This is a genomic window from Lacihabitans lacunae (assembly GCF_042649125.1).
Lineage (GTDB): Bacteria > Bacteroidota > Bacteroidia > Cytophagales > Spirosomataceae > Leadbetterella > Leadbetterella lacunae.
The window spans coordinates 4,962,530-4,983,447 of sequence record NZ_JBHRYQ010000001.1; the positions used below are offsets into that span (position 1 = coordinate 4,962,530).

15 protein-coding genes are annotated in these 20,918 nt (G+C 36.5%); 9 read left to right on the forward strand and 6 right to left on the reverse strand.

The annotated features are described in order from the left end of the window. Positions 1–7 precede the first annotated feature (7 nt). Positions 8–1,375 carry a hypothetical protein gene (locus ACFOOI_RS21020; RefSeq protein ID WP_379840066.1) on the reverse strand — a complete coding sequence of 456 codons (1,368 nt, stop codon included), beginning with the start codon at positions 1,373–1,375 and terminating at the stop codon, positions 8–10. Positions 1,376–1,625: 250 nt separating this feature from the next. On the opposite strand from ACFOOI_RS21020, the gene proS reads away from it, so the two are divergent. Beyond that, positions 1,626–3,098, forward strand: a complete 1,473-nt coding sequence (proS, locus tag ACFOOI_RS21025) for a proline--tRNA ligase (RefSeq protein ID WP_379840067.1) — start codon at positions 1,626–1,628, stop codon at positions 3,096–3,098. 28 nt (positions 3,099–3,126) lie between these two features. Beyond that, positions 3,127–3,585, forward strand: a complete 459-nt coding sequence (locus tag ACFOOI_RS21030) for an FKBP-type peptidyl-prolyl cis-trans isomerase (RefSeq protein WP_379840068.1) — start codon at positions 3,127–3,129, stop codon at positions 3,583–3,585. A gap of 82 nt (positions 3,586–3,667) precedes the next feature. On the opposite strand, the gene ACFOOI_RS21035 is transcribed toward ACFOOI_RS21030, so the two are convergent. Then, positions 3,668–4,627 carry a methylenetetrahydrofolate reductase gene (locus ACFOOI_RS21035; RefSeq protein WP_379840069.1) on the reverse strand — a complete coding sequence of 320 codons (960 nt, stop codon included), beginning with the start codon at positions 4,625–4,627 and terminating at the stop codon, positions 3,668–3,670. A gap of 141 nt (positions 4,628–4,768) precedes the next feature. On the opposite strand from ACFOOI_RS21035, the gene ACFOOI_RS21040 reads away from it, so the two are divergent. After that, positions 4,769–5,353 carry a hypothetical protein gene (locus ACFOOI_RS21040; protein ID WP_379840070.1) on the forward strand — a complete coding sequence of 195 codons (585 nt, stop codon included), beginning with the start codon at positions 4,769–4,771 and terminating at the stop codon, positions 5,351–5,353. On the opposite strand, the gene ACFOOI_RS21045 is transcribed toward ACFOOI_RS21040, so the two are convergent. Next, positions 5,350–7,623, reverse strand: coding sequence for a TonB-dependent receptor (locus ACFOOI_RS21045; RefSeq protein WP_379840071.1), 2,274 nt, complete (start codon positions 7,621–7,623; stop codon positions 5,350–5,352). The genes ACFOOI_RS21040 and ACFOOI_RS21045 overlap by 4 nt on opposite strands. 127 nt (positions 7,624–7,750) lie before the next feature. Between ACFOOI_RS21045 and ACFOOI_RS21050 the strand changes: the two genes are divergently transcribed. From ACFOOI_RS21050 to ACFOOI_RS21075, 6 genes are all read left to right on the forward strand, one after another. Next, the gene (locus ACFOOI_RS21050) at positions 7,751–10,960 is read left to right on the forward strand and encodes a UvrD-helicase domain-containing protein (RefSeq protein ID WP_379840072.1); all 3,210 of its coding nucleotides are present in this window, start codon (positions 7,751–7,753) and stop codon (positions 10,958–10,960) included. A gap of 101 nt (positions 10,961–11,061) precedes the next feature. After that, positions 11,062–12,654 (forward strand): peptide chain release factor 3, encoded by a 1,593-nt coding sequence (locus ACFOOI_RS21055; protein ID WP_379840073.1) that lies wholly within the window; start codon positions 11,062–11,064, stop codon positions 12,652–12,654. 80 nt (positions 12,655–12,734) lie between these two features. Beyond that, positions 12,735–13,481: an acyl-CoA desaturase gene (locus tag ACFOOI_RS21060; protein ID WP_379840074.1), complete on the forward strand. Its 747-nt coding sequence runs from the start codon at positions 12,735–12,737 to the stop codon at positions 13,479–13,481. A 209-nt stretch (positions 13,482–13,690) separates the two neighbouring features. Next, the gene (locus ACFOOI_RS21065; RefSeq protein WP_379840075.1) at positions 13,691–14,470 is read left to right on the forward strand and encodes a glycoside hydrolase family 25 protein; all 780 of its coding nucleotides are present in this window, start codon (positions 13,691–13,693) and stop codon (positions 14,468–14,470) included. Between the two features lie 10 nt (positions 14,471–14,480). Continuing rightward, positions 14,481–16,133: a glucose-6-phosphate isomerase gene (gene pgi / locus ACFOOI_RS21070; protein WP_379840076.1), complete on the forward strand. Its 1,653-nt coding sequence runs from the start codon at positions 14,481–14,483 to the stop codon at positions 16,131–16,133. Positions 16,134–16,311: 178 nt separating this feature from the next. Beyond that, entirely contained in the window at positions 16,312–18,129 is a 1,818-nt protein-coding gene (locus tag ACFOOI_RS21075) for a LysM peptidoglycan-binding domain-containing protein (protein WP_379840077.1), read from the forward strand. A 90-nt stretch (positions 18,130–18,219) separates the two neighbouring features. Here the strand turns inward: ACFOOI_RS21075 and ACFOOI_RS21080 are convergent, their stop codons facing one another. From ACFOOI_RS21080 to ACFOOI_RS21090, 3 genes are read right to left on the reverse strand one after another with little or no spacing between them, the layout of a single operon-like run. Further along, on the reverse strand, positions 18,220–18,693 hold the full coding sequence (locus tag ACFOOI_RS21080; RefSeq protein WP_379840078.1) for a DUF456 domain-containing protein: 474 nt from the start codon (positions 18,691–18,693) through the stop codon (positions 18,220–18,222). Beyond that, positions 18,693–19,934 (reverse strand): pyridoxal phosphate-dependent aminotransferase, encoded by a 1,242-nt coding sequence (locus ACFOOI_RS21085; RefSeq protein ID WP_379840079.1) that lies wholly within the window; start codon positions 19,932–19,934, stop codon positions 18,693–18,695. Before ACFOOI_RS21085 ends, ACFOOI_RS21080 begins: the two co-directional genes overlap by 1 nt. Before the next feature lie 4 nt (positions 19,935–19,938). Next, positions 19,939–20,880 (reverse strand): phosphoribosylaminoimidazolesuccinocarboxamide synthase, encoded by a 942-nt coding sequence (locus ACFOOI_RS21090; protein WP_379840080.1) that lies wholly within the window; start codon positions 20,878–20,880, stop codon positions 19,939–19,941. Positions 20,881–20,918 lie beyond the last annotated feature (38 nt).

The following is a 20,918-nucleotide window of genomic DNA, read 5'->3' on the forward strand; positions in this document are numbered from 1 at the left end:
AGATAAATTATCTCGGTCCTCTTGATGAACCGCCGCTGCTTGAACCACTGCTTGAACCTCTGCTACTGCTTGATGAAGACGAACCGTTTGAATAACTTGGGCTCGAGCTTCTTGTTGGAGCCGAATAACTCGGAGAGTTTGATCTTGAGTTATAGTCAGAAGAATTTCTATATCCGCTACTTCTAGAACTATTTGAACTGTTGTTATAATTGCTTGAGCGGCTAAAAGTACCTGAAGAACTTCTGCTGTATCCAGTATTGGAAGATGAAGAGCCCGAATATCTAGACGATGAAGAACTAGGAGTGTAAGTGCCACTAGATCTATTAGAATTTAGATATGATTCGTAAGTGCTTGGTCTTCTTGAGTTAGGGTTGTAACTTTCAGAACCCGAAGTGCTTTTTGCCCTGCTGTACGAAGAGTAATCTGTACTTGAGTTTGGAGAATTACCCACCCATGAGCCACTTTTTCTATCTGCCAAAGCTCTGCTTGATTGTCCTGAAGCAGAAGCTGTTTGACCATTAGAATTATATGCTGATCTACCTGAGGAAACTGAAGCAGATGGTCTGCTAGTGTTTGTAAAATTTTCGTTATATCTAGAAGAACTTCGACCTGCATCTCTAGCTCCATAAGTTCTACTACCGTTATTATAAGCGTTAGCCAATACAGCTGATTGAGAATTTCCGAAAGATCCATAGTTGCCGTAACCATAATATCTATTCATGCCATAGAAATCATAAGGATTGTAACCGAATGGAGAATAGAAGCTATTGTATCCATATCCGAAAGGAGAATAGAAACTGTTAAAGCCATATCCAAATGGTGAGTACATGCTGTTGTAAGCCATCATAGAGTTGAAACCCCATGGGTTGTAAAATCCACCAAAACCACCACTGTAAGGTCCGTATCCGAATGAATTTCCGAAAGACATCATGAAGCTAGTTCTGAATGGAGATATAGATCCAAATCCATAGGGATTATAAGAGAACATATTAAATGGGGTGTTCCAACCCATAGGTTGGCTCCATGCGTAGTCTGTCCATCCTTGACTATAACCGTCAGAATATCCATCGTTATATCCTGGTCCAGAGGTTAATTTTCTTTTTATATCTCTAGAGGTAATATAATCTTCATTATAGTATTCATCTGTAGCTTGCATTTGTTGGTCAGCCGGAGCTGGATCGTAAGAGTCATCGTATGGTATAGTTTGCGGAGCAGGGTTAGGCTTTGAAGCATAAACTTTACTTGCCACGGCTGCGTCAGCAGATGAACCATACATGTCGTCATATTCACCTTTGGTGTTTATTGACTTATTTGTACAAGAGGAAACCAATACGATTCCGCCAAGGTAAAATAAGATTGATTTAAGATTCATCATTTTTTTAATATTTTAGGTTTTTAACTGCCTTATGTTATTTAGATGCTTTTAGACGTTGGAAGGTTGCGTCAATATGAAAATATTTTTTTTTCACAGTTCTTTAAGCATTTATATACTTACAAAAATAATATTAAAACTTATCTTTGCAACTAATTCCTATATGATTAACAGATATTTTAACAATTATGTTGCTTTGTTTAGGATAATTTTTCAATAGATAAATTCAATTTTTTAAAATTTCATAATAATAATGTCTAAAGGACTTCCAACTCGTAGTGAGAATTATAGTGAGTGGTATAACGAACTAGTAAAAAAAGCAGATTTGGCTGAAAACTCGGCAGTTAGAGGCTGTATGATTATAAAGCCATACGGTTATTCAATTTGGGAAAAAATGCAAAGAGCATTAGATGACATGTTTAAAGAAACTGGTCACCAAAATGCGTATTTCCCGTTGTTTATACCAAAGTCATTTTTGTCAAAAGAAGCATCTCACGTTGAGGGTTTTGCCAAAGAATGTGCCGTAATTACCCATTATAGATTAAAAAATGACCCCGATGGTAATGGTGTAATAGTAGATCCTGAAGCAAAACTTGAAGAGGAACTTATAGTAAGGCCAACCTCAGAAACTGTGATATGGAGTTCTTTCAAAAACTGGGTACAATCGTATAGAAACTTGCCTTTACTTATTAACCAATGGGCTAACGTGGTCAGATGGGAAATGAGAACACGTATATTTCTAAGGACTTCTGAATTTTTGTGGCAAGAAGGGCACACTGCTCACGCCACTAAAAAAGAAGCGGAAGAGGAAACTGCACAGATGTTAGAAATCTATGCGAAGTTTGCTGAGGAATGGATGGCTTTGCCTGTAGTAAAAGGAAGGAAAACAGCGAATGAGCGTTTCGCGGGGGCTGATGATACGCTTTGTATTGAGGCTATGATGCAAGACGGAAAAGCATTGCAAGCGGGTACTTCTCACTTTTTGGGTCAAAATTTCGCAAAAGCCTTTGATGTGAAATTTCAAGACAAATCGGGTGCTTTGGAGTATGTATGGGGAACCTCATGGGGAGTAAGTACGCGTTTGATGGGTGCCTTAATTATGGCCCATTCTGATGATTTAGGATTAGTTTTACCTCCGAAGTTAGCTCCAATTCAGATAGTAATTGTGCCTATTTTTAAAGGTGACGAACAGCTTGAAAAAATTGCCGAAAAAGTAGCTCCGATTGTAAAAAGTCTAAAAGCAAAGGGTGTATCAGTAAAATTTGATGATGACGATCAAGCTAGACCAGGATGGAAATTTGCCGAATATGAACTTAAAGGTGTGCCACTTAGAGTTGCTATAGGTATGCGTGATTTAGAAAATAATACCGTAGAAATTGCAAGAAGAGATACTTTGACAAAGGAAACTGTAGAATTAGACGGAATAGAGGCATATTTAATAGAGACACTTGATAAAATTCAAGAGAATATTTATAAGAAAGCATTGGACTTTAGAACCGAAAATACAAAAGAAGTGAATTCTTGGGATGAGTTTTTGGTTAAAATAGAGGAAGGCGGCTTCTTGATGGCACATTGGGATGGTACATCGGAAACTGAAGACAAAATTAAAGACCTCACAAAAGCTACGATTAGGTGTATTCCTTTAGATTCAGAAATGGAAGAAGGGAAATGTGTTTTGACTGGAAATCCGTCAAAACAAAGAGTGGTTTTTGCGAGATCATACTAAGAATTAATAACTAAATAATATAATAGAAATGGTAAAAGCAGGAGATACAGTGTCTCTACACTACAAAGGAACTCTTAACGACGGAACTATATTTGACTCATCTGAAGGTAGAGAGCCTTTACAGTTTGAGGTTGGAAGCGGTATGGTTATCAAAGGATTTGATGACGGCGTAATGGGCATGCAAGTAGGTGAAAAAAAATCAATACACATTGGTGTGGATGAGGCTTATGGTCCAGCTAATGAGCAAATGATTTTTAAATTTGACAAAGCGGGAATTCCGGGTGATATTCCCCTTGAAGTAGGTGGAACTCTAAACATGCATGATGGGCAACAAACTGTGCCTGTGATTATTAGAGAAGTAGAAGACGCTCATGTGCTTCTAGATGCTAATCACCCTTTGGCAGGTCAAGAACTTAACTTTGATTTAGAAATTGTTAATATTACTGAAGGTGGTAAAACCGCAGTAGAATTTGAAGAAATTGCTTAATATTTCTTTTAAAAATAGCATAAAAAAAAGAGGAAATTTGATATTTCCTCTTTTTTTATGCCCAATACTTAAATTCACGTATTTAAAAAATCTCTTTTGCTACAGCTAATGTAGTAGTAGACTTACTCATGGTATAAAAGTGTAAAGCAGGCACCCCAAATGCCATTAATTCTTTACATTGGTTTATACACCACTCTATGCCTATTTGTCGAGCTGCTTTATCGTCATTTGCTTTTTTTACATCATTGGCAAATGTCTCGGGTAAGTCTAAATAAAAAATCTTAGGTAGAATCTCAGACTGTCTTTTGGTAGAAAGAATTTTAAGACCCGGAATAATTGGGATATGAATATTGTTTTCTCTGCATTTTTTAACAAAATCAAAATATTTCTGATTGTCAAAAAACATTTGAGTTACTAAATAGTCAGCACCAGCATCTACTTTTTTCTTTAGATTTTCGAAGTCAATATCCAAGCTAATAGCCTCGTAGTGTTTTTCAGGGTAAGCTGCTGCTCCGATACAAAAATCACTTTTGCTCAAATAAGTAGACTCTTCGTGAAGATAGATGCCCTTATTCATATCCGCAACTTGCTCAATCAACTCAGATGCGTACGAATGTCCGTCTTTTTTAGCTTTAAATTCATTGAAAGGTTTTGCTGTGTCACCTCTAAGGGCTACCACATTTTCAACTCCAAGAAAATTGAGGTCTATCAAAAGATCTTCGGTGTCTTCTTTTGTAAAGCCACCGCACAAAATATGCGGAACAGGGTCTACATTAAATTTGTGCATGATAGCGGAACAAATACCCACTGTGCCTGCTCTTTTTCTCTTTTTTATTTCCTTTTGAGTACCATCAGGCATGGTTTTGTAAACATATTCTTCTCGCTGATAGGTAACGTCAATAAATGGAGGTTTTAGTTCCATCATGGGTTCTATATCATTGAGTAGTTCGTCTATTTTTCCGCCTTTTGCTGGTGGAATAATCTCTATCGAAAAAATAGGTTTTTCATTTGCCTTCGCTAAATGTTCGGTTACTTTGGCCATTTATTTTTCAGAATCATTTTTTTTCTGGGGTAAAAATAAGTCAAAAATATTTTTTTTTCTTAAATGAATGCAATAAATAGAAATGCTCGGTTAAATTTGGATAAATTATCTAAAAATCAATTAAATATCAACCTTAAAAAGATGAAAAAACTATTATTAAGCTCTGCTTTGTTCTTGTTTTCAATTGCAGTATTTGCTCAAACAAAAAAGATTGCTGACTATTCTGGTAAATTTAAAATGGAAGGAGCTCCGTTTGAAAGCCTAGTGGTGACAGTAGAAGGTGAAAGTCTCATGGCTGATGCCCCCGGTGTAGGCAAAGGTGAAATTTTTAAAACAGATCAAGCGGATACTTTCAAAGAGCCGAACAATGATGCTCTGATTGTTTTTAAAAGAAACGACGCCGGAGTTGTAGTTGAGCTTGTGATTCAAGTGCAAGGCTCAGAACTTATTGGTAAAAAAGAAATTGCCGATCAAAGCGAGTTTGTCGGCAAATTTATTTTTGAAGAAGGTGCTCCTATTCCTAGTGTAAATGTATTAATCAAGGACGGTTTGCTTTATGGCGACACTGAGCAAGGTGGTGCAGAGTTAAGACCAACCAACAAAAAAGACATTTTTGATGTAATCGGTTATGACGGTACTGCCGAGTTTTCGAGAGACAGTACCGGAAAAGTAACCGTTGTTATTTTGAATGTACAAGGAATGTCAATGAAAGGAAATAAGAATTAAAACTCTATTCTGTAGTTTATCATTGGAATCATGCCGAGCTGGTTTTTAACCACCACTTTATCTAAAAATGCATCATAATATTGATACGCCGTATTTTTGTAGTTGGCCACATTTTGGATATCTAGCGACCATGTCCGCGTAGTTTTGGTTTTTGATTTCTTGAAATATACCCTCAAATCCGGTCTGAAAAAGTCCGGATTTTTGTTTGTTAGAGGTTTTGAATAATCATAAACGGTAGTCTTTTGAGCTTTAGACTCCGCTAATTTGATTTCATAATTCCTGAAACCGCCTATCCAAGCTATTCGCGTATTAAGTCCGATGATTTTCCCGCTAGTTTTTTCCCATTCTTTGCCCAAAGTAAGGTTTACGATATGGTTTCCGCTAAAGCGAGTTTCGTAAAACTTGTTGTCAAATGCCTTAAATTCTGATTTGTATAAAGTGGTATTAATCAAGGCAAATGTTCCTTTGCTCAAATATTTCTTATAGTTTAATTCTAAGCCATAGTTTCGGCCTTGTTTGCTGCTACTTTGAGTCAATGTTTGGTCGGTATAGCCAAGGCCATCAGTTCCGTTTAGAAGTGAAATGTATTGGTTTGAAAAGCCTATGCCGTTAAATAAACTCTGGTAAAATACTTTCGCAGATAGTTCGCCTTGGGTTTTTAGGTTATAGTTGGCTCCTAAACCAAACTGATGAGACCTGATAGGTGTAATGGCGTAGTCAAAAATAAACCTTGAATTGAGCTGTTGGCTATGTAGGCCATAGCTTAAGTTTATCTGAGTTTTTTCAGATGTTTGGTAGGCAATTGCCGCACGTGGTTCTACATAAAATGATTTACTACCCGAGTAATAAGGAGCTTGAATTCCGATATTGTAACTTAGTTTTTTTGCAGCAGAACTAAATACTTTTACGTTTGGCTGCACTATTACTTCGCTGTAGCTATAAAACCTCGTTTGGCTGTTTATGATGTTAAATTCGTTGTAATATTGAGATGCCGTTACGCCAACAGATATATTTTGGTTTTTAACTTTCCCTGTAAGGTTAGAGGCAAACGAAACAATGTTTCTGGCTTGGTAGTCGTAGTCGCTATTTACGGCTTGTGTTTTGCTGTAAATAGACCTGAGATTTTCAAGGCCTGAGTTAGCCAAAGTAGATTTCAAACTCCAATTATTGTTTATGTTTAAGGTGTGTTTTAATCCAATTACGCCCATTCTACTATGGAAATCTATATTGGTAAGGTCTTTTTGTGATTCCCAAAGGGTGGCATCTTCGTTTGGTTTAAAAACATTGTTTGAGTTGCCTCCCATTCCAAATATATTAAAAGTACCCAATTTTTTTGTAGGGAAGTTGAAATTAAAAGCGAGGTCTTGGAAGTTTATGCTTTCTCCGCCGAAGTCGATTCCCATTTTGCCCAATAAGCCAGTAAACGAATATCTATAGTTTATCAAATAACTGCTGCCTTTCTTTTTGTTTATTGGTCCTTCTGAGGCTATGTCAAGCCCGATTAATCCTGCTTGAACTATGTGCTCATGTTTTTCATTATCACCTACTCTAAATCTCATGTCCATCACACCCGATAGGGCATTCCCATATCCGGCAGGAAATGTTCCCGTCAAAATATTCATATTACCGAGCATTTGAGCCGAAAGTATATTAGTTCCACCACCAGTTTCTGTTGGTTTGTCCGAAAATGTTCCGGCATTACTCAAATGGTTCGGATTCACTATTTCTACGCCTTCTAGTCGCCACTGTATACCTTGCGGAGTGTTTCCTCTTATACTCATGCCGTTTGCTTGGTCATTGTTGTTGGCCACACCCGGCATAGACATAGCCAATCGTGCGGGGTCAAAAAACGTAGCTGGGAATCTGAATATTTGTTCGGTTGTGATTGCATATACGTCGGTAAGTGCTCCCGATTCTATTTTTGACGCAGCCGTAACTTGTAATTCTTTTAGGCTATTTAGCTTTCTATCTAACTGAATACTAATAGATAGACTTCGCGATGATTCCAGTAAAAGTTCTTTTACAATAGTAGAAACGTAGCCAACAGAGCTAATTTCTACTTCAAAACGCCCGATAGGAACATTTTCGAAAATGGCGACGCCTTGAGAGTCTGTAGTAGTAGAAAGATTATATTTTGGAATTTTAACGGTTGCAGACTCAATGGCCTGGTTAGTAGACTTTTCTAGAATTTCGATTCGAACTTTTTGAGTTTTTTGAGCAAATAATAAATTTGAAATGCACAATAGAACTCCGATTAAGGTGATTTTCATTTTTTTGATAAGGCTTTATTTTTTGTCAAATATACACGATTCCGAATGGATTTTTGAGTTTTAAATCTCATTTTCGTTCAATACCATTATCTTTGGTTTTTAGGCAGTTTTTAAATTACAAAAAGGTATGTCTCTTTTCAAAATATTTAGTTCTTCGGCAGGTTCAGGTAAAACTTTTACCCTAACCAAAGAATATTTAAAGTTGGTGCTGAGCCAAGAAGACCCGAAGTATTTCAGGAAGGTGCTTGCTATTACATTTACAAATGATGCCGCAGACGAGATGAAAAGCCGAATACTCAAGGCCTTAAAATCTTTTACTGAAGAGGGTGGAGAGATAAGTTTTCTCTTTCAGTTAATACTTAAAGAACTGAATGACCTTAACGCAGAAACGCTAAAAGCAAGGGCAAAAGCCATATTTTCAAATATTTTACATGATTATGGCGATTTTTCGGTTAAAACAATTGATAGCTTTATTAACCAAATAGCAAGTGCCTTTACATCAGATTTAAATCTGCCTTACAACTACGAAATTCAGCTCGACTCAGAGGAAATATTAAAAGAATCGGTAGACCTTTTATTAGAAAAGATCGGCACGCCTGGTTTTGAACAAATATCAGAACTCGTCTCAGATTTTATTTTTACAAAATTAGAGGATAATAAAAGTTGGAGTTTGGTAAGCCAAGAGCTAAGTGATTTTTCGAAATCGATGCTTGACGACGAAAAGTTGTATTATTTAGAAAAAAATAAAGATTTAACCGTTTCTGATTTTAGAACTATCAAAAAGCAAATCAGGGCTTTTAATACCAAAGTATTAAAACAAATAACTGAACTGGCAGACACGGCATTTGAACTTATAAAATCGGTTGGTTTAAGTGTAGAATCCTTTACGAGAGGCAAAACCGGACCAATGGGTTTTTACCTAAAAATGGCTGAGAAACCCGAGGTGCTTTTTTTTGATGACTACGATAAAGTGTATAACAAGAATATCCAAAAAGCAATAGAAGAGGATGTTTGGCTAACTAAAACCGCAGGATCAGAAACCGTAAATGCTGTAGACCAAATAAAAGGCCGCTTAAGAGATATAGCCAATCAAATACTTGAATATAATACGTATAAAGAAAAGATATTGGTCTTGAGCGAAATAGAGCGAAATGTGCTTAAAATACCACTTTTGGAATATATAAAAACCGAAATGGAAACGCTTATGGTTTTCAGAAATGAGGTTTTTCTTGCACATTTTAATAGGTTGATATTAAATGTGGTGGTTAATGAGCCGGTGCCGTTTGTGTTTGAGCGAATAGGGGAGCGGTATAACCATTTGCTGATAGACGAGTTTCAAGACACATCTAATTCTCAGTTTTATAATTTATTGCCTTTGCTTGATAACGCCCTTGGAGACGCTAACTTTAACATGATAGTGGGCGACCCCAAACAGTCTATTTATATGTGGCGTGGGGGTAATATTCAGTTGATGATAGATTTGATTCAAAAGAATGTAAAAAGCCTGAAATTAAACAAGGAGACCTCGGAGATTCAACATAGTCAGATTGACCATGTCAGTAGTTTTACTCAAAAGGAAAACCTAAATACTAACTATAGAAGTTCTAAAGAAATCATTAATTTCAATAACCAAATATTTATCTTTTTGAGGGAAAAATACCAAAGCGAATATCCGCATATTTTTGAGGTTTTTGAAGATGTGGAGCAGCTTTGGCCTGACACCGTAAAGGTTGGCGGGCATGTTTCTATAGATTTTATAGCGTATGACAGAGAAGGCGAAGTGGTGCTAGATACGCTGATTTCTCATGTCAAAGACTCGCTTACATTGGGCTATGACCTTTCGGATATTGCTATTTTATGTAGAAAAAAAAGTGAGGCCGTTAAAGTTGCCGATTTTCTCAAAAACAACGGTTATCAAATTTCTTCTGCGGATTCACTAAAGCTTTCTTCATCGGTTTCTCTTGAGTTTTTAAGTGCTCTTTTGAGTCTACATCACCAGCCATCTGACCCATTTTATAGGTTTTTAGTTTTGGAGTGTTTTTATAAAATCAAAAATATTGACCTCGAAGCTGCATCGGAAATTACCCGGTTAAAAGACCTCAATTACGCTTTATTCTTAAAGTATTTCGCAGATTTTGGTTTTAATGTAGATTTATCTGATTCCAATAATTTTTACGCTTTGTGCGAAAGCTTCGTAGATGGCTTCAAGCTTTTAGAAAACAAAGCCGAGGTGCCTTACATTTACTGTTTTCTAGATATTTGCTTAGATTTTTATCAAAACAAAAGTCAGGCACTGATAGATTTCCTTGAAAAATGGAGCAAAATAAAAGGCAAAACCAGTATTCAGTCTAAAAGCCAATCGGCTATCACGGTTACTACTTTACATAAGTCAAAAGGCCTCGAGTATCCGGTTGTTATCATGCCATTTACTAACTGGGACTTTACGCCAAGAGCAGACTCTGAAGTATGGATGGACGTGGAAAACTACGATTGGGAAGAGTTGATTTCGGATGGAAAAAAACTAAATGCAGCTCCGTTTAGACTAAAAAAAGCTTTCGAAGAGACTAGCCTTGGGCCAGAAGTTAAAAGGCAAAATGAAATGCTTTTTATAGAAAGCCTAAATATGATGTACGTGGCATTTACGCGGGCGGTGGACCGTCTGTATATATACTGCCCAGACAGTCATTTTAACAAACCGAAAGGCGTGGCAAATTGGATAGGCGAATACGCCTTATCTAAAGGTGTAAGTGCCGATTCGGGTTCTACTTTTATGGTTTCCGAAGGGAGTATCATTCCTAAGAGAAAAGAATTAAAAGCCCCGGAAGAGACGATTTTGATTCCTAAAGTATACGAATTTGCTAAAAAAGACAGAGAGCTTTTAAAACTAAAGGCTGAGGTTGAGTTTCAAAATAAATATACCAAAAGAGGGAATTTGATTCACAGTGTATTTGAAAATTTAAAATCAGCGAGCAACCTGCATGAGGTTTTGTATTTGGTGGCTTTACATAACAATATTTCTGTGGAGGAAACCGAGGTTTTGAAAAAACAGATATTGGAAGTTTTAAATCATCCCGAACTAAAAAAATATTACACAGAAGGCCTTGACGTACTCACTGAGATAGATATTTTAGGAAATACCTCCGAACTAAAACGACCAGACAGAGTAGTTTTTATGGAAAATGAGGTGGTAATTATCGATTATAAAACAGGTGAAAAAAGTATAACACATAAGTCTCAAATAAAAAATTACGCATACTTGTTTCATCAAATGGGATACAAAAACCTTAAAAATATTTTAGTGTATTTTGACCCGATAGCTATCGAAATAGTTAGTTAATTGAAGTTTTCTTGAAATATTTAAGTCTTAGGTCTCATTTAATTAGAAACTAAAGTTCAAATCTTTGTAAATTGCGTTCGCAAACATAAATTTTTTAAAAAGTGTCTTTTACTGAAGAACTCAAACGCAGAAGAACATTCGCGATTATTTCACACCCCGATGCGGGTAAAACTACCCTGACAGAGAAATTACTACTATTTGGTGGTGCTATTCAAACTGCCGGAGCGGTGAAGTCAAATAAAATCAAAAAAACAGCCACTTCAGATTTCATGGAAATAGAAAAGCAGAGAGGTATCTCTGTGGCTACTTCCGTTATGACGTTTGACTACGGCGGCAAAAAAATAAATATCCTAGATACTCCAGGTCACAAAGATTTTGCTGAAGATACTTACCGTACGCTTACGGCTGTCGATAGCGTAATATTAGTGATTGACTGTGTAAAAGGGGTGGAGGAGCAAACACAAAGACTAATGGAGGTGTGTAGGATGAGAGACACACCCGTGATAGTTTTTGTAAATAAAATGGATAGAGAGGGGAAAGATCCATTTGATTTGTTGGACGAACTTGAGCAAACCCTCAATATTAAAGTCAGACCTATAACATGGCCAGTAAATATGGGTTCTAGTTTTAAGGGAGTTTATCACATGCTGGAGCATCAAATGAATTTTTTCAAAATAAACAAAACTAAACTTGAGGGCGACGTTAAGAAAATTCTTCTGGATTCGCCTGAGTTAGATAAAAGTGTTGGGGACAAAGATGCTGCTCAACTTCGTGAAGATGTAGAAATGATAGACGCTATTTACGAAGAATTTGATGAAAATAGATATAAAACCGGCGAAGTGGCTCCCGTATTTTTTGGAAGTGCTGTTAATAGTTTTGGTATCAAAGAATTGTTAGATACTTTTTGTGATATTAGTCCAGAGCCAATCGCACGAACCACAGATGTAAGAGAGGTGCTTCCAACTGAGGCAAAATTTAGTGGTTTTGTATTTAAAATACACGCGAATATTGACCCAAGACATAGAGATAGAATCGCCTTTTTAAGGATTTGTTCGGGTACTTTTGAGAGAGGAAAGTTTTATAAACACGTAAGGCTTGGAAAAGATATGCGTTTTTCTAACCCATATATGTTTATGGCGGATTCTAAAAACGTAGTAGATGAAGGCTACCCAGGAGATGTGGTTGGGTTGTATGATACCGGTAACTTTAAGATTGGAGACACACTCACCGAAGGTGAAAAGCTAAACTATATCGGAATACCTAGCTTCTCTCCTGAATTGTTTAGAGAGGTCATTAATACCGATCCGCTTAAAAGCAAGCAACTCGAAAAAGGTGTTTCTCAACTTGCCGAAGAAGGCGTTGCTCAGTTATTTACGATGCAGCCTGGTAATCGTAAGATCATCGGAACAGTTGGAGAGCTTCAGTTTGAGGTTATTCAGCATCGTTTGCTCAATGAATATGGTGCCAGTTGTAGGTTTGAAAGTAAGCCGTATTCAAAGGCTTGTTGGATCACAGCGGCCGATCCGGAGAAGCTCAATGACTTCATCAGGTTAAAGTCAAACTATATTGCATATGACAAAGACGAGAACCCCGTGTTCTTGGCTGAAACAGATTGGATATTAAGAATGAACAAAGAAAACAATCCTGATGTTATATTTCATACTTCATCTGACTTCAAAGTAGCGGGGGTATAATTTTTTTTTTAATCTGACGGGTATCATATTCTTATATGAATTCGTTTAATATTTTTGCCAAAATTTAAATTTAATTGTTGATGGCTATTTTAATTTTCTTTGTAGCACACTGGTATTTATCCCTATTTGCTCAAACATTCTTTTTACACAGGTATTCAGCTCACAAAATGTTTACAATGGGGCCTATTACCGAAAAAGTTTTCTATTGGTTAACCTTTATTTTTCAAGGTTCGTCTTTTTTAAGTCCGTATGCTTATGGTGTTATGCATCGTTTACACCATGCTCATGCTGATACCGCCGAAGATCCGCACTCACCAAGTTTCTCAAAAAATCTATTTGATATGATGTGGAAAACCAAAAACTATTATCAAGAAATAGTTAACAAGGTTGACCATATTGAAGCGAAGTTTAAGAAAAATGTACCTAACTGGGCATTTATGGAAAAACTAGGCGACTCATGGGTTTCGCGTTTAGGCTGGGGTGTGGCTTACATTATGTTTTATTACTATTTTGCTGAAAGCTATTGGGTCTTTTTATTATTACCGATTCACTTCCTTATGGGGCCAGTGCACGGCGTAATTATTAATTGGTTTGCACATAAATATGGTTACAGAAACTACGATGTAGACGATACGGCTAAAAACTTATTGCCGATTGATTTTCTTATGATGGGAGAGTCTTATCACAATAATCACCACAAATTTGGGGGGAGAGCCAATTTTGGTATCAAATGGCACGAGTTTGATCCAACTTATCCGGTTATTAAGTTATTGTCGTTTTTGAAAATTATTAAGTTAAAACCAAACAATGATCTTAATTACATGTAAATATCAAATTAAGCAATTCATTGTTTTTTAATATTAAAAGCCACTGCAAAGTGGCTTTTTTCGTTTTATTTCTTCCCAAAATAATCAGAAAGGTATTTTTCTTGGGATTTGAAAGATATTACTCGCTTTTACAATTTGATATACCTGAAGATAATGTTAGATTTACGAGTTGAAGAACAAGTAGCTTTCATAATAATATTATAAATCAGATGGCTCTAAAGCATCTTATGCTCAAATATTGGAAGTCTTTTTATGTATCGCTGTTGATCTGGCAGTTGGTTTTTATACCCATTTATGTAAGTGATGGTCAAAGCACTAGTTTTAAAGGTAGTGTTGATTTTCAGTCGCCTTTAGAAAACTACATTGGAGGAATAGATATTTCAAAACATAACGGAGCCGTAGATTGGGAGGAGCTGGAAGCACACAGAAAAACCGAAAATTACCCGCATTTTGTATTCATAAAAGCCACCGAAGGAAGTGATTTTAAAGATGTATTATTTGAAGAAAACTGGGAACAGGCTAGAGAACATAACTTTGTGCGAGGGGCATATCATTTTTTCTCATTAATTTCCGACCCAAGAAAACAAGCCCAATATTATTTGAAAACCGTAGATTTTCGGAAGCAAGATTTTTTGCCGATTCTTGATTTTGAGACCACGAGCGGTTCGCACAAAAGCTCACAAAGAATTGCCGCTGATGTGAAAATTTGGTTAGACACCGTAGAGGAAAATCTTGGAGTAAAACCCATTATATATACCAATACACCTATGTATAAGCGTATCGTGAAGAAATATTTTCCTGATTATCCACTTTGGATATCTGATTACGATTCGCCTAATATTAAAGATTTTGACTCAAAAGAATTATTGATTTGGCAGTATAGTCAATCAGGTAGCGTAAAAGGAATAAAAGGAGCAGTAGATTTAAATGTATTTATTGGCACTCCACATAAATTTCAAAAGTATCATTTAAAAGAAAATAATAATTAAAATAAACAGTATGATTGCATCCGTAAAATTTGATAAAACCAACGCTTTTAAAAAATTAAAAAGCCATCATAAAACTATTTCTAAAAGTAAAATCAAAGACCTTTTTGAAGCAGACAAGAACAGATATTCTAAGTTTACGCTAAAGTTCACTGATTTCGTAATCGATTATTCTAAAAATAATATTACGGGAAGAACCATGTCATATTTGAATGATTTGGCTGTAGAATGTAAACTTGAAGACGCTATTCAGGCTATGTTTGCTGGTGAAAAAATAAACGTAACTGAGGGTAGAGCGGTATTGCACACAGCCCTAAGAAATAGATCAAACACTCCCGTAATAGTAGATGGCAAAGACGTTATGCCGGATATTAACGCTGTTTTGGCTCAAATGAAAACTTTCTCTGAGCAAGTTAGATCAGGCGAATGGAAAGGATATACAGGTAAAAAAATTAAAGATATTGTCAATATTGGAATTGGTGGTTCTGACTTGGGTCCTGTGATGGTCACAGAAGCACTTAAAGCTTATGGTAAAAAAGGTCTGAATGTACACTTTGTGTCAAATGTAGACGGTACACATATAGTGGAGGCACTAAAAGACTTGAGTCCCGAAACTACCTTGTTTATGGTGGCTTCTAAGACGTTTACTACGCAAGAAACCATGGCAAATGCCCATACGGCTAGAAATTGGTTTTTGGAAACGGCTGTTGATCCTGAATATGTAAAAAAGCATTTCGTGGCTATTTCTACCAATGCAGACGGCGTTGCAGCTTTTGGAATTGATACCCAAAACATGTTTGGTTTTTGGGATTGGGTAGGCGGAAGGTACTCACTTTGGAGTGCTATTGGTTTATCTATTGCTTGTTATATCGGTTTCAATAATTTCGAATTGTTACTTGACGGTGCACACCAAATGGATTTGCACTTTAAAAACGTACCTTTAAAAAGAAATGCTCCAGTTATATTGGCACTTTTGGGTATTTGGTACAATAATTTCTTCAATGCTCAGTCACATGCCATTTTGCCTTATGATCAGTATATGCACCGTTTTGCAGCGTATTTCCAGCAAGGAGATATGGAGTCAAATGGTAAATATATAGACAGAGACGGAGATAAGGTGAAGTATCAGACGGGTCCAGTTATTTGGGGTGAGCCGGGTACTAACGGGCAGCACGCGTTTTATCAGTTGATTCATCAAGGCACAAAACTCATTCCTTGTGATTTTATAGCTCCTGCTAACAGTCACAACCCTACCGGTGATCACCATAAAATGTTGCTTTCAAATTTCTTTGCACAAACTGAAGCCCTTATGAATGGCAAGACCAAAGATGAAGTGGTAGCTGAGTTTAAGAAAATGGGTAAGTCGGCAGAAGAGATAGAAGCTTTGGCTGCGTTTAAAGTATTTGAAGGGAATAGGCCTACGAACTCTATATTGGCTAAAAAGATAACCCCTAGAGTTTTAGGTTCGTTATTGGCTATGTATGAGCACAAAATATTTGTTCAAGGGATAATCTGGAATATTTATTCATTTGACCAATGGGGAGTGGAGCTTGGAAAACAATTGGCCAACAAAATATACCCTGAATTACAAAATGACGAGGTAATTGCAAGCCATGATAGCTCTACAAACAATTTGATAAACACATATAAAAAGTGGAGAAAATAAGGCCTCGGCCTTATTTTTTTATAATTGTACTTTCAATATATTTTGAAAAAATAAAAATTTTAAAATATTTTGGTAGTTTATTTGGAAATATAAATTCAATAAAATAAATTTGAATCATCAATTAGAACGTAGGCAGTTAAATAGTCTTTGAATTGGTGAGGAGTGAATCAAAAAAATAATGGACTTACGTGCTTTTAAATATAAATCCAAAAAGCGGCACTTATTTATTGCATTAATTAGTGTCGTATTTTTTGTTGAGGCGAATGGTCAAAGCCTTCCGAAAGGGGAGGTTGCTATTCCCTACCAAATTAAGTTTGCAGATGTGACCTTTCAATTCAATGATGTGTCACGCTATTTATTGGCTCAAGAAGTAGGGTCTTTAAGTAAAAACGAGGAGCAAATTAATGAATATTTGAAGAAGTTTTCATTGATTTATCCGACTATAAAGCCAATTTTAGAAAAGGCGAATGTACCTGAAGACTTTAAGTTTTTAAGCCTTTATAATAGGTATCAGAAGAGCTTAAACGCAGCGATGCCACTTGATCCAAATGTATTTTGGGTGATGGAGAGAGAAAAAGCAGCAGATGTAGACCTACGAATTAACAATGAAGTAGACGAAACTAAGCACTTGATCTTGGCCACAAAAGGGGCTTTGGTTTGTATAAAACGAAATCAGGTGTTGTATCAAAACTGGGCTACCACGCTTTTTGCTCACATAGCCAGCAGAGACGTTATTAAGTTATTAGAAGTAAATAAAAAATGGTCGGGCAAGTTTGTGGTAATCGATTCGCCCGCGTATAGTTCTTTGATACAGTTTTTGGCGTTTAGGTTGGTTTTAGAAAACGCTTTCGCACATTATAAAAACCCCAATCCCGATATTATTTATGAATATGCCTTCGGAAAAGGTAAAAGCCTTAATCTGATAGCGGCTGATCTTAAATTAGAGCCGAGTGAGTTACTTTCATTTAACCAATGGTTAAAAACCAATAAAGTGCCAGATAGTGAAGCCCAGGTTTTGGTGGTTACAAAGGCATCGAGGTATCACGAAATTCGTATGCTTTCGGAGCTTTCAAGAAATGTGGGTTTGTCAAATGTGGACTTGGGTTTTCCGATAGTGAAACCAAATCCTCAGTTAAATAAAGGTAAAGGAGGCGTATTTTATTTGATAAACAACCTAAAAGGTATTCAAATTGAAATGTGTGATAATGCAGTAAATGCTGCATACAAAGCGGATATTTCATTGTCGAAGTTTTTGGAATATAATGAAATGAAAGAAGCTGACATCTTGAATGTCGGTGAAGTTTATTACATAGAATCTAAAAAATCAAAAGCAGATATTCCGCATCATATCGTCAGAAATCAAGAAACACTTTGGGATATCGCCCAGATGTATGGCGTAAAATTGAAGTATTTGCTGAAGTATAATCGAATGGAAACACTCACAAGGCTACAGCCAGGTAGGGTTATTTGGTTACAAACGAAAAGACCTAAAAAGAAGCCAATAGAGATTATTGAAATTCCGGAGCAAAAGGAAATTAAAATGCCTGATATGCCGAGGTTTCAAGATGATTTTATAACAAGACACGAGGCTTCAGATGAGGAGCTGGAACAAGAATACAAAACTGAAGGCTTAAAAAGAGAACCTGAAGTGTTTAATTCGGGCGTTTTAAATAAGAATGAAAATGTGTTGGTGATTGCACCAAGAGAAAATATTGTGGTGCCTAAAGAGGTTACTCCAAAGCCCAAAACGGTTAAGAAAGAAGTTAAAGTAGAGGTAATTCCGGAAGAGCAAACATACGCTCAAAACCTAAAAGAGGCTGTAAATGCAAGCACAGGAAGCGAGCCCAAATACGTAGTGCACGAGGTGAAAAAAGGAGAAACCTTATATAGGATATCGGTAAACTATAGAGTAAGTGTAGATCAGTTGTATAGATTGAATAATCTAAAAAACAACATAATAGAAATTGGAGACAAAATAATAGTTAAGAAATATTAAGAGGTTTTATCCTCAAAAGATAGTAATAAGTAGTATAGATTCACTCGATAGCTGGATTAGCTCTGATTAATGATCGGGGCTAATTTTTTTTTAAATAAAGAGGTAATAAATGGTTGTGATTAGCATAGAAATGCACAGGAGAGTTTTTCCTAAGATGCCCGCTAATAAACCCAAAAATGAGCCGAATGCGGCCCTGAATGCTTTGTTGTGGTTTTTGTCTGAAAGATATTCACCTATAAACGCTCCCACAAAAGCACCAATAAATAATCCGAAAGGCCCAAGAAATATACCGACAAGCAAGCCGATAGCCGAACCATAAGCTCCCCATTTCGTACCACCGAATTTTTTAGCACCCCAAATCGGAATAAAATAATCGAGCACAGTTATGGTTAAGGTTACAATTCCAAAACCATACAGAACTTCATCACTAAAATTTATTCGGTCGCTTTGTTGAGCGGCGAGCATACCGAGGAAACTCAATGGCGGGCCAGGAAGTGGTAAAACAGCTCCGGCAGTACCTATTAGTATTAAAATAAAACCAAGTACTATCCAGAATATTTCCATTAGGCTTCAATTAGTTTTTGGGTTTTTATGCGTCTATCATTTAGAAACTCAGCGATTCGGTTTGTGGCTAAATCTAAGGTATCTGTAGCAGGTAAAAATACCGCTCTAAAGTGCTGCCCGTCGGGGTAGTTAAATCCTTTGCCTGATACCACAAATACTTTTTGTTCCGTTAATAAATCTAACGTAAACTGTTCATCGTTTTCGATGTCAAATTTTTTGAAATCTATTTTCGGGAAAACATATAAAGCTCCCTTAGGTTTTACACATGTAATGCCTGGTATGTCGATCAGTTTATTATAAATTAAGTCGCGTTGCCTCTTTAGTCTCCCACCTTCAGCTACAAGGTCGATTATAGACTGATAGCCTCCCAAAGCGGTCTGAATGGCATATTGAGTTGGCACATTGGCACATAAACGCATAGAAGCCAATAGTGTCAAACCTTCTAAAAATGATTTTGCTTTGTTTTTAGCCCCACTTGGTATGACCCATCCCCCTCTAAAACCTGCCGCACGGTAATTTTTAGATAAACCTCCAAATGTCATAAAGAAAACGTCTTCAGAAAGTGTCGCTGCTGGCACATGAACGTTTCCATCGTAAAGTATTTTATCATAAATCTCGTCTGAAAACACAATTAAATTATGTCTTTCTGCAAGTTTAATTATTTGCTGTAATATATCTTTCTCGTAAACGGCTCCGGTTGGGTTATTGGGATTTATGATTACGATACCCTTTGTTTTAGATGTGATTTTAGACTCCATATCTGCCACATCTGGATTCCAATCTGACTCTTCGTCGCAAATATAATGTACGGGTTTGCCCCCTGATAAACCTACCGCGGTAGTCCATAACGGATAGTCAGGCGAAGGAATAAGTATTTCGTCACCTTCGTTTAGTAGGGCTTGCATGGTCATCACGATTAGCTCTGAAACGCCATTTCCAACAAATATGTCTTCAATGTTTACATCTTTGATGCCAATCTGCTGCGTATAGTGCATAATGGCTTTTCTAGCAGAAAAAATACCTAAATGATGCGAATACCCTTGGGCATTTCGCAAATTAAGTATCATATCTGAAACTATTTCGTCAGGTACGTCAAAACCAAAAGGGGCGGGATTGCCTATATTTAAGTTTATGATTTTCTGTCCGAGTGCCTCCAGTTGTTGGGCTTTTTCGAAAACAGGTCCTCTGATTGCGTAACTTAAATTATTTAATCTGTCGCTTTTTTTAAATTCGTTTGACATAATCTTATAGTCCTTCTAAAAAGGTATTTACGTTTTTCTCAATTCGGTTTACGATATCTTCTGTGCTCGATTTTTCGAATTTCTCGCCAGTTACGGATTCGTATAACTCGATGTAACGATTACTTATTTCTTCAATTTTGCTGTCGGTCATTTCTGGTATAACCTGTCCGTCTTTTCCTTGAAAGTTATTGGCAATTAACCATTCTCTCACAAACTCTTTTGAGAGTTGCTTTTGAGGAAGATTTTGATTTTGATTTTCCTCGTAATTTTCAGAGTAAAAATACCTAGACGAGTCAGGCGTATGTATTTCGTCTATCAAATATATTACCCCATCTTTTTCACCAAATTCATATTTTGTGTCTACAAGAATCAATCCATTTTTGGCTGCCATTTCGGTACCGCGTTGGAATAGTTGCAGCGTATATTTTTCTAATTGTTCGTATTTAGACTTTTCAACTAGTCCTTTTGCGAGTATTTCTTCTTTTGAAATATCTTCGTCATGCCCTTCATGAGCTTTTGTAGTTGGGGTTATTATGGGTGTTGGTAGCTTATCGTTTTCTTTTAAACCTTCTGGTAAACTTACGCCACACACTGTTCTTCTGCCTGCTTTGTATTCTCGCCAAGCATGACCAGCCAAATATCCTCTTACCACCATTTCCACAGGAAAAGTCTCACATTTTACGCCAAAAGAAACACTTGGGTCTGGCGAAGCCAAGAACCAATTTGGAACTATGTCGGCTGTAGCCACAAGGTTTTTAGCAGCAATCTGATTTAAAACTTGACCTTTGAAAGGAATCGCTCTTGGAAGCACCACGTCAAAAGCCGAAATTCTGTCAGAGGCCACCATAAGTAGTTTGTCGCCAATGCTGTATACATCTCTAACTTTGCCTTTGTAAAATCCGGTTTGACCTTTAAAATTAAAATGAGTTTCCTTGAGACTGTTCATGTCTTTTTAAAAATGATTGTTTTAGAGAAAAATCTATG

What these genes read in the sequence shown, in the direction of transcription:
- ACFOOI_RS21065 (WP_379840075.1), top strand. Translation starts at nt 13,691, where the DNA reads ATGGCTCTAAAGCATCTTATGCTCAAATATTGGAAGTCTTTTTATGTA.
- ACFOOI_RS21090 (WP_379840080.1), bottom strand. Translation starts at nt 20,880, where the DNA reads ATGAACAGTCTCAAGGAAACTCATTTTAATTTTAAAGGTCAAACCGGA.
- pgi (WP_379840076.1), top strand. Translation starts at nt 14,481, where the DNA reads ATGATTGCATCCGTAAAATTTGATAAAACCAACGCTTTTAAAAAATTA.
- proS (WP_379840067.1), top strand. Translation starts at nt 1,626, where the DNA reads ATGTCTAAAGGACTTCCAACTCGTAGTGAGAATTATAGTGAGTGGTAT.
- ACFOOI_RS21040 (WP_379840070.1), top strand. Translation starts at nt 4,769, where the DNA reads ATGAAAAAACTATTATTAAGCTCTGCTTTGTTCTTGTTTTCAATTGCA.
- ACFOOI_RS21075 (WP_379840077.1), top strand. Translation starts at nt 16,312, where the DNA reads ATGGACTTACGTGCTTTTAAATATAAATCCAAAAAGCGGCACTTATTT.
- ACFOOI_RS21030 (WP_379840068.1), top strand. Translation starts at nt 3,127, where the DNA reads ATGGTAAAAGCAGGAGATACAGTGTCTCTACACTACAAAGGAACTCTT.
- ACFOOI_RS21085 (WP_379840079.1), bottom strand. Translation starts at nt 19,934, where the DNA reads ATGTCAAACGAATTTAAAAAAAGCGACAGATTAAATAATTTAAGTTAC.
- ACFOOI_RS21080 (WP_379840078.1), bottom strand. Translation starts at nt 18,693, where the DNA reads ATGGAAATATTCTGGATAGTACTTGGTTTTATTTTAATACTAATAGGT.
- ACFOOI_RS21060 (WP_379840074.1), top strand. Translation starts at nt 12,735, where the DNA reads ATGGCTATTTTAATTTTCTTTGTAGCACACTGGTATTTATCCCTATTT.
- ACFOOI_RS21035 (WP_379840069.1), bottom strand. Translation starts at nt 4,627, where the DNA reads ATGGCCAAAGTAACCGAACATTTAGCGAAGGCAAATGAAAAACCTATT.
- ACFOOI_RS21050 (WP_379840072.1), top strand. Translation starts at nt 7,751, where the DNA reads ATGTCTCTTTTCAAAATATTTAGTTCTTCGGCAGGTTCAGGTAAAACT.
- ACFOOI_RS21020 (WP_379840066.1), bottom strand. Translation starts at nt 1,375, where the DNA reads ATGATGAATCTTAAATCAATCTTATTTTACCTTGGCGGAATCGTATTG.
- ACFOOI_RS21045 (WP_379840071.1), bottom strand. Translation starts at nt 7,623, where the DNA reads ATGAAAATCACCTTAATCGGAGTTCTATTGTGCATTTCAAATTTATTA.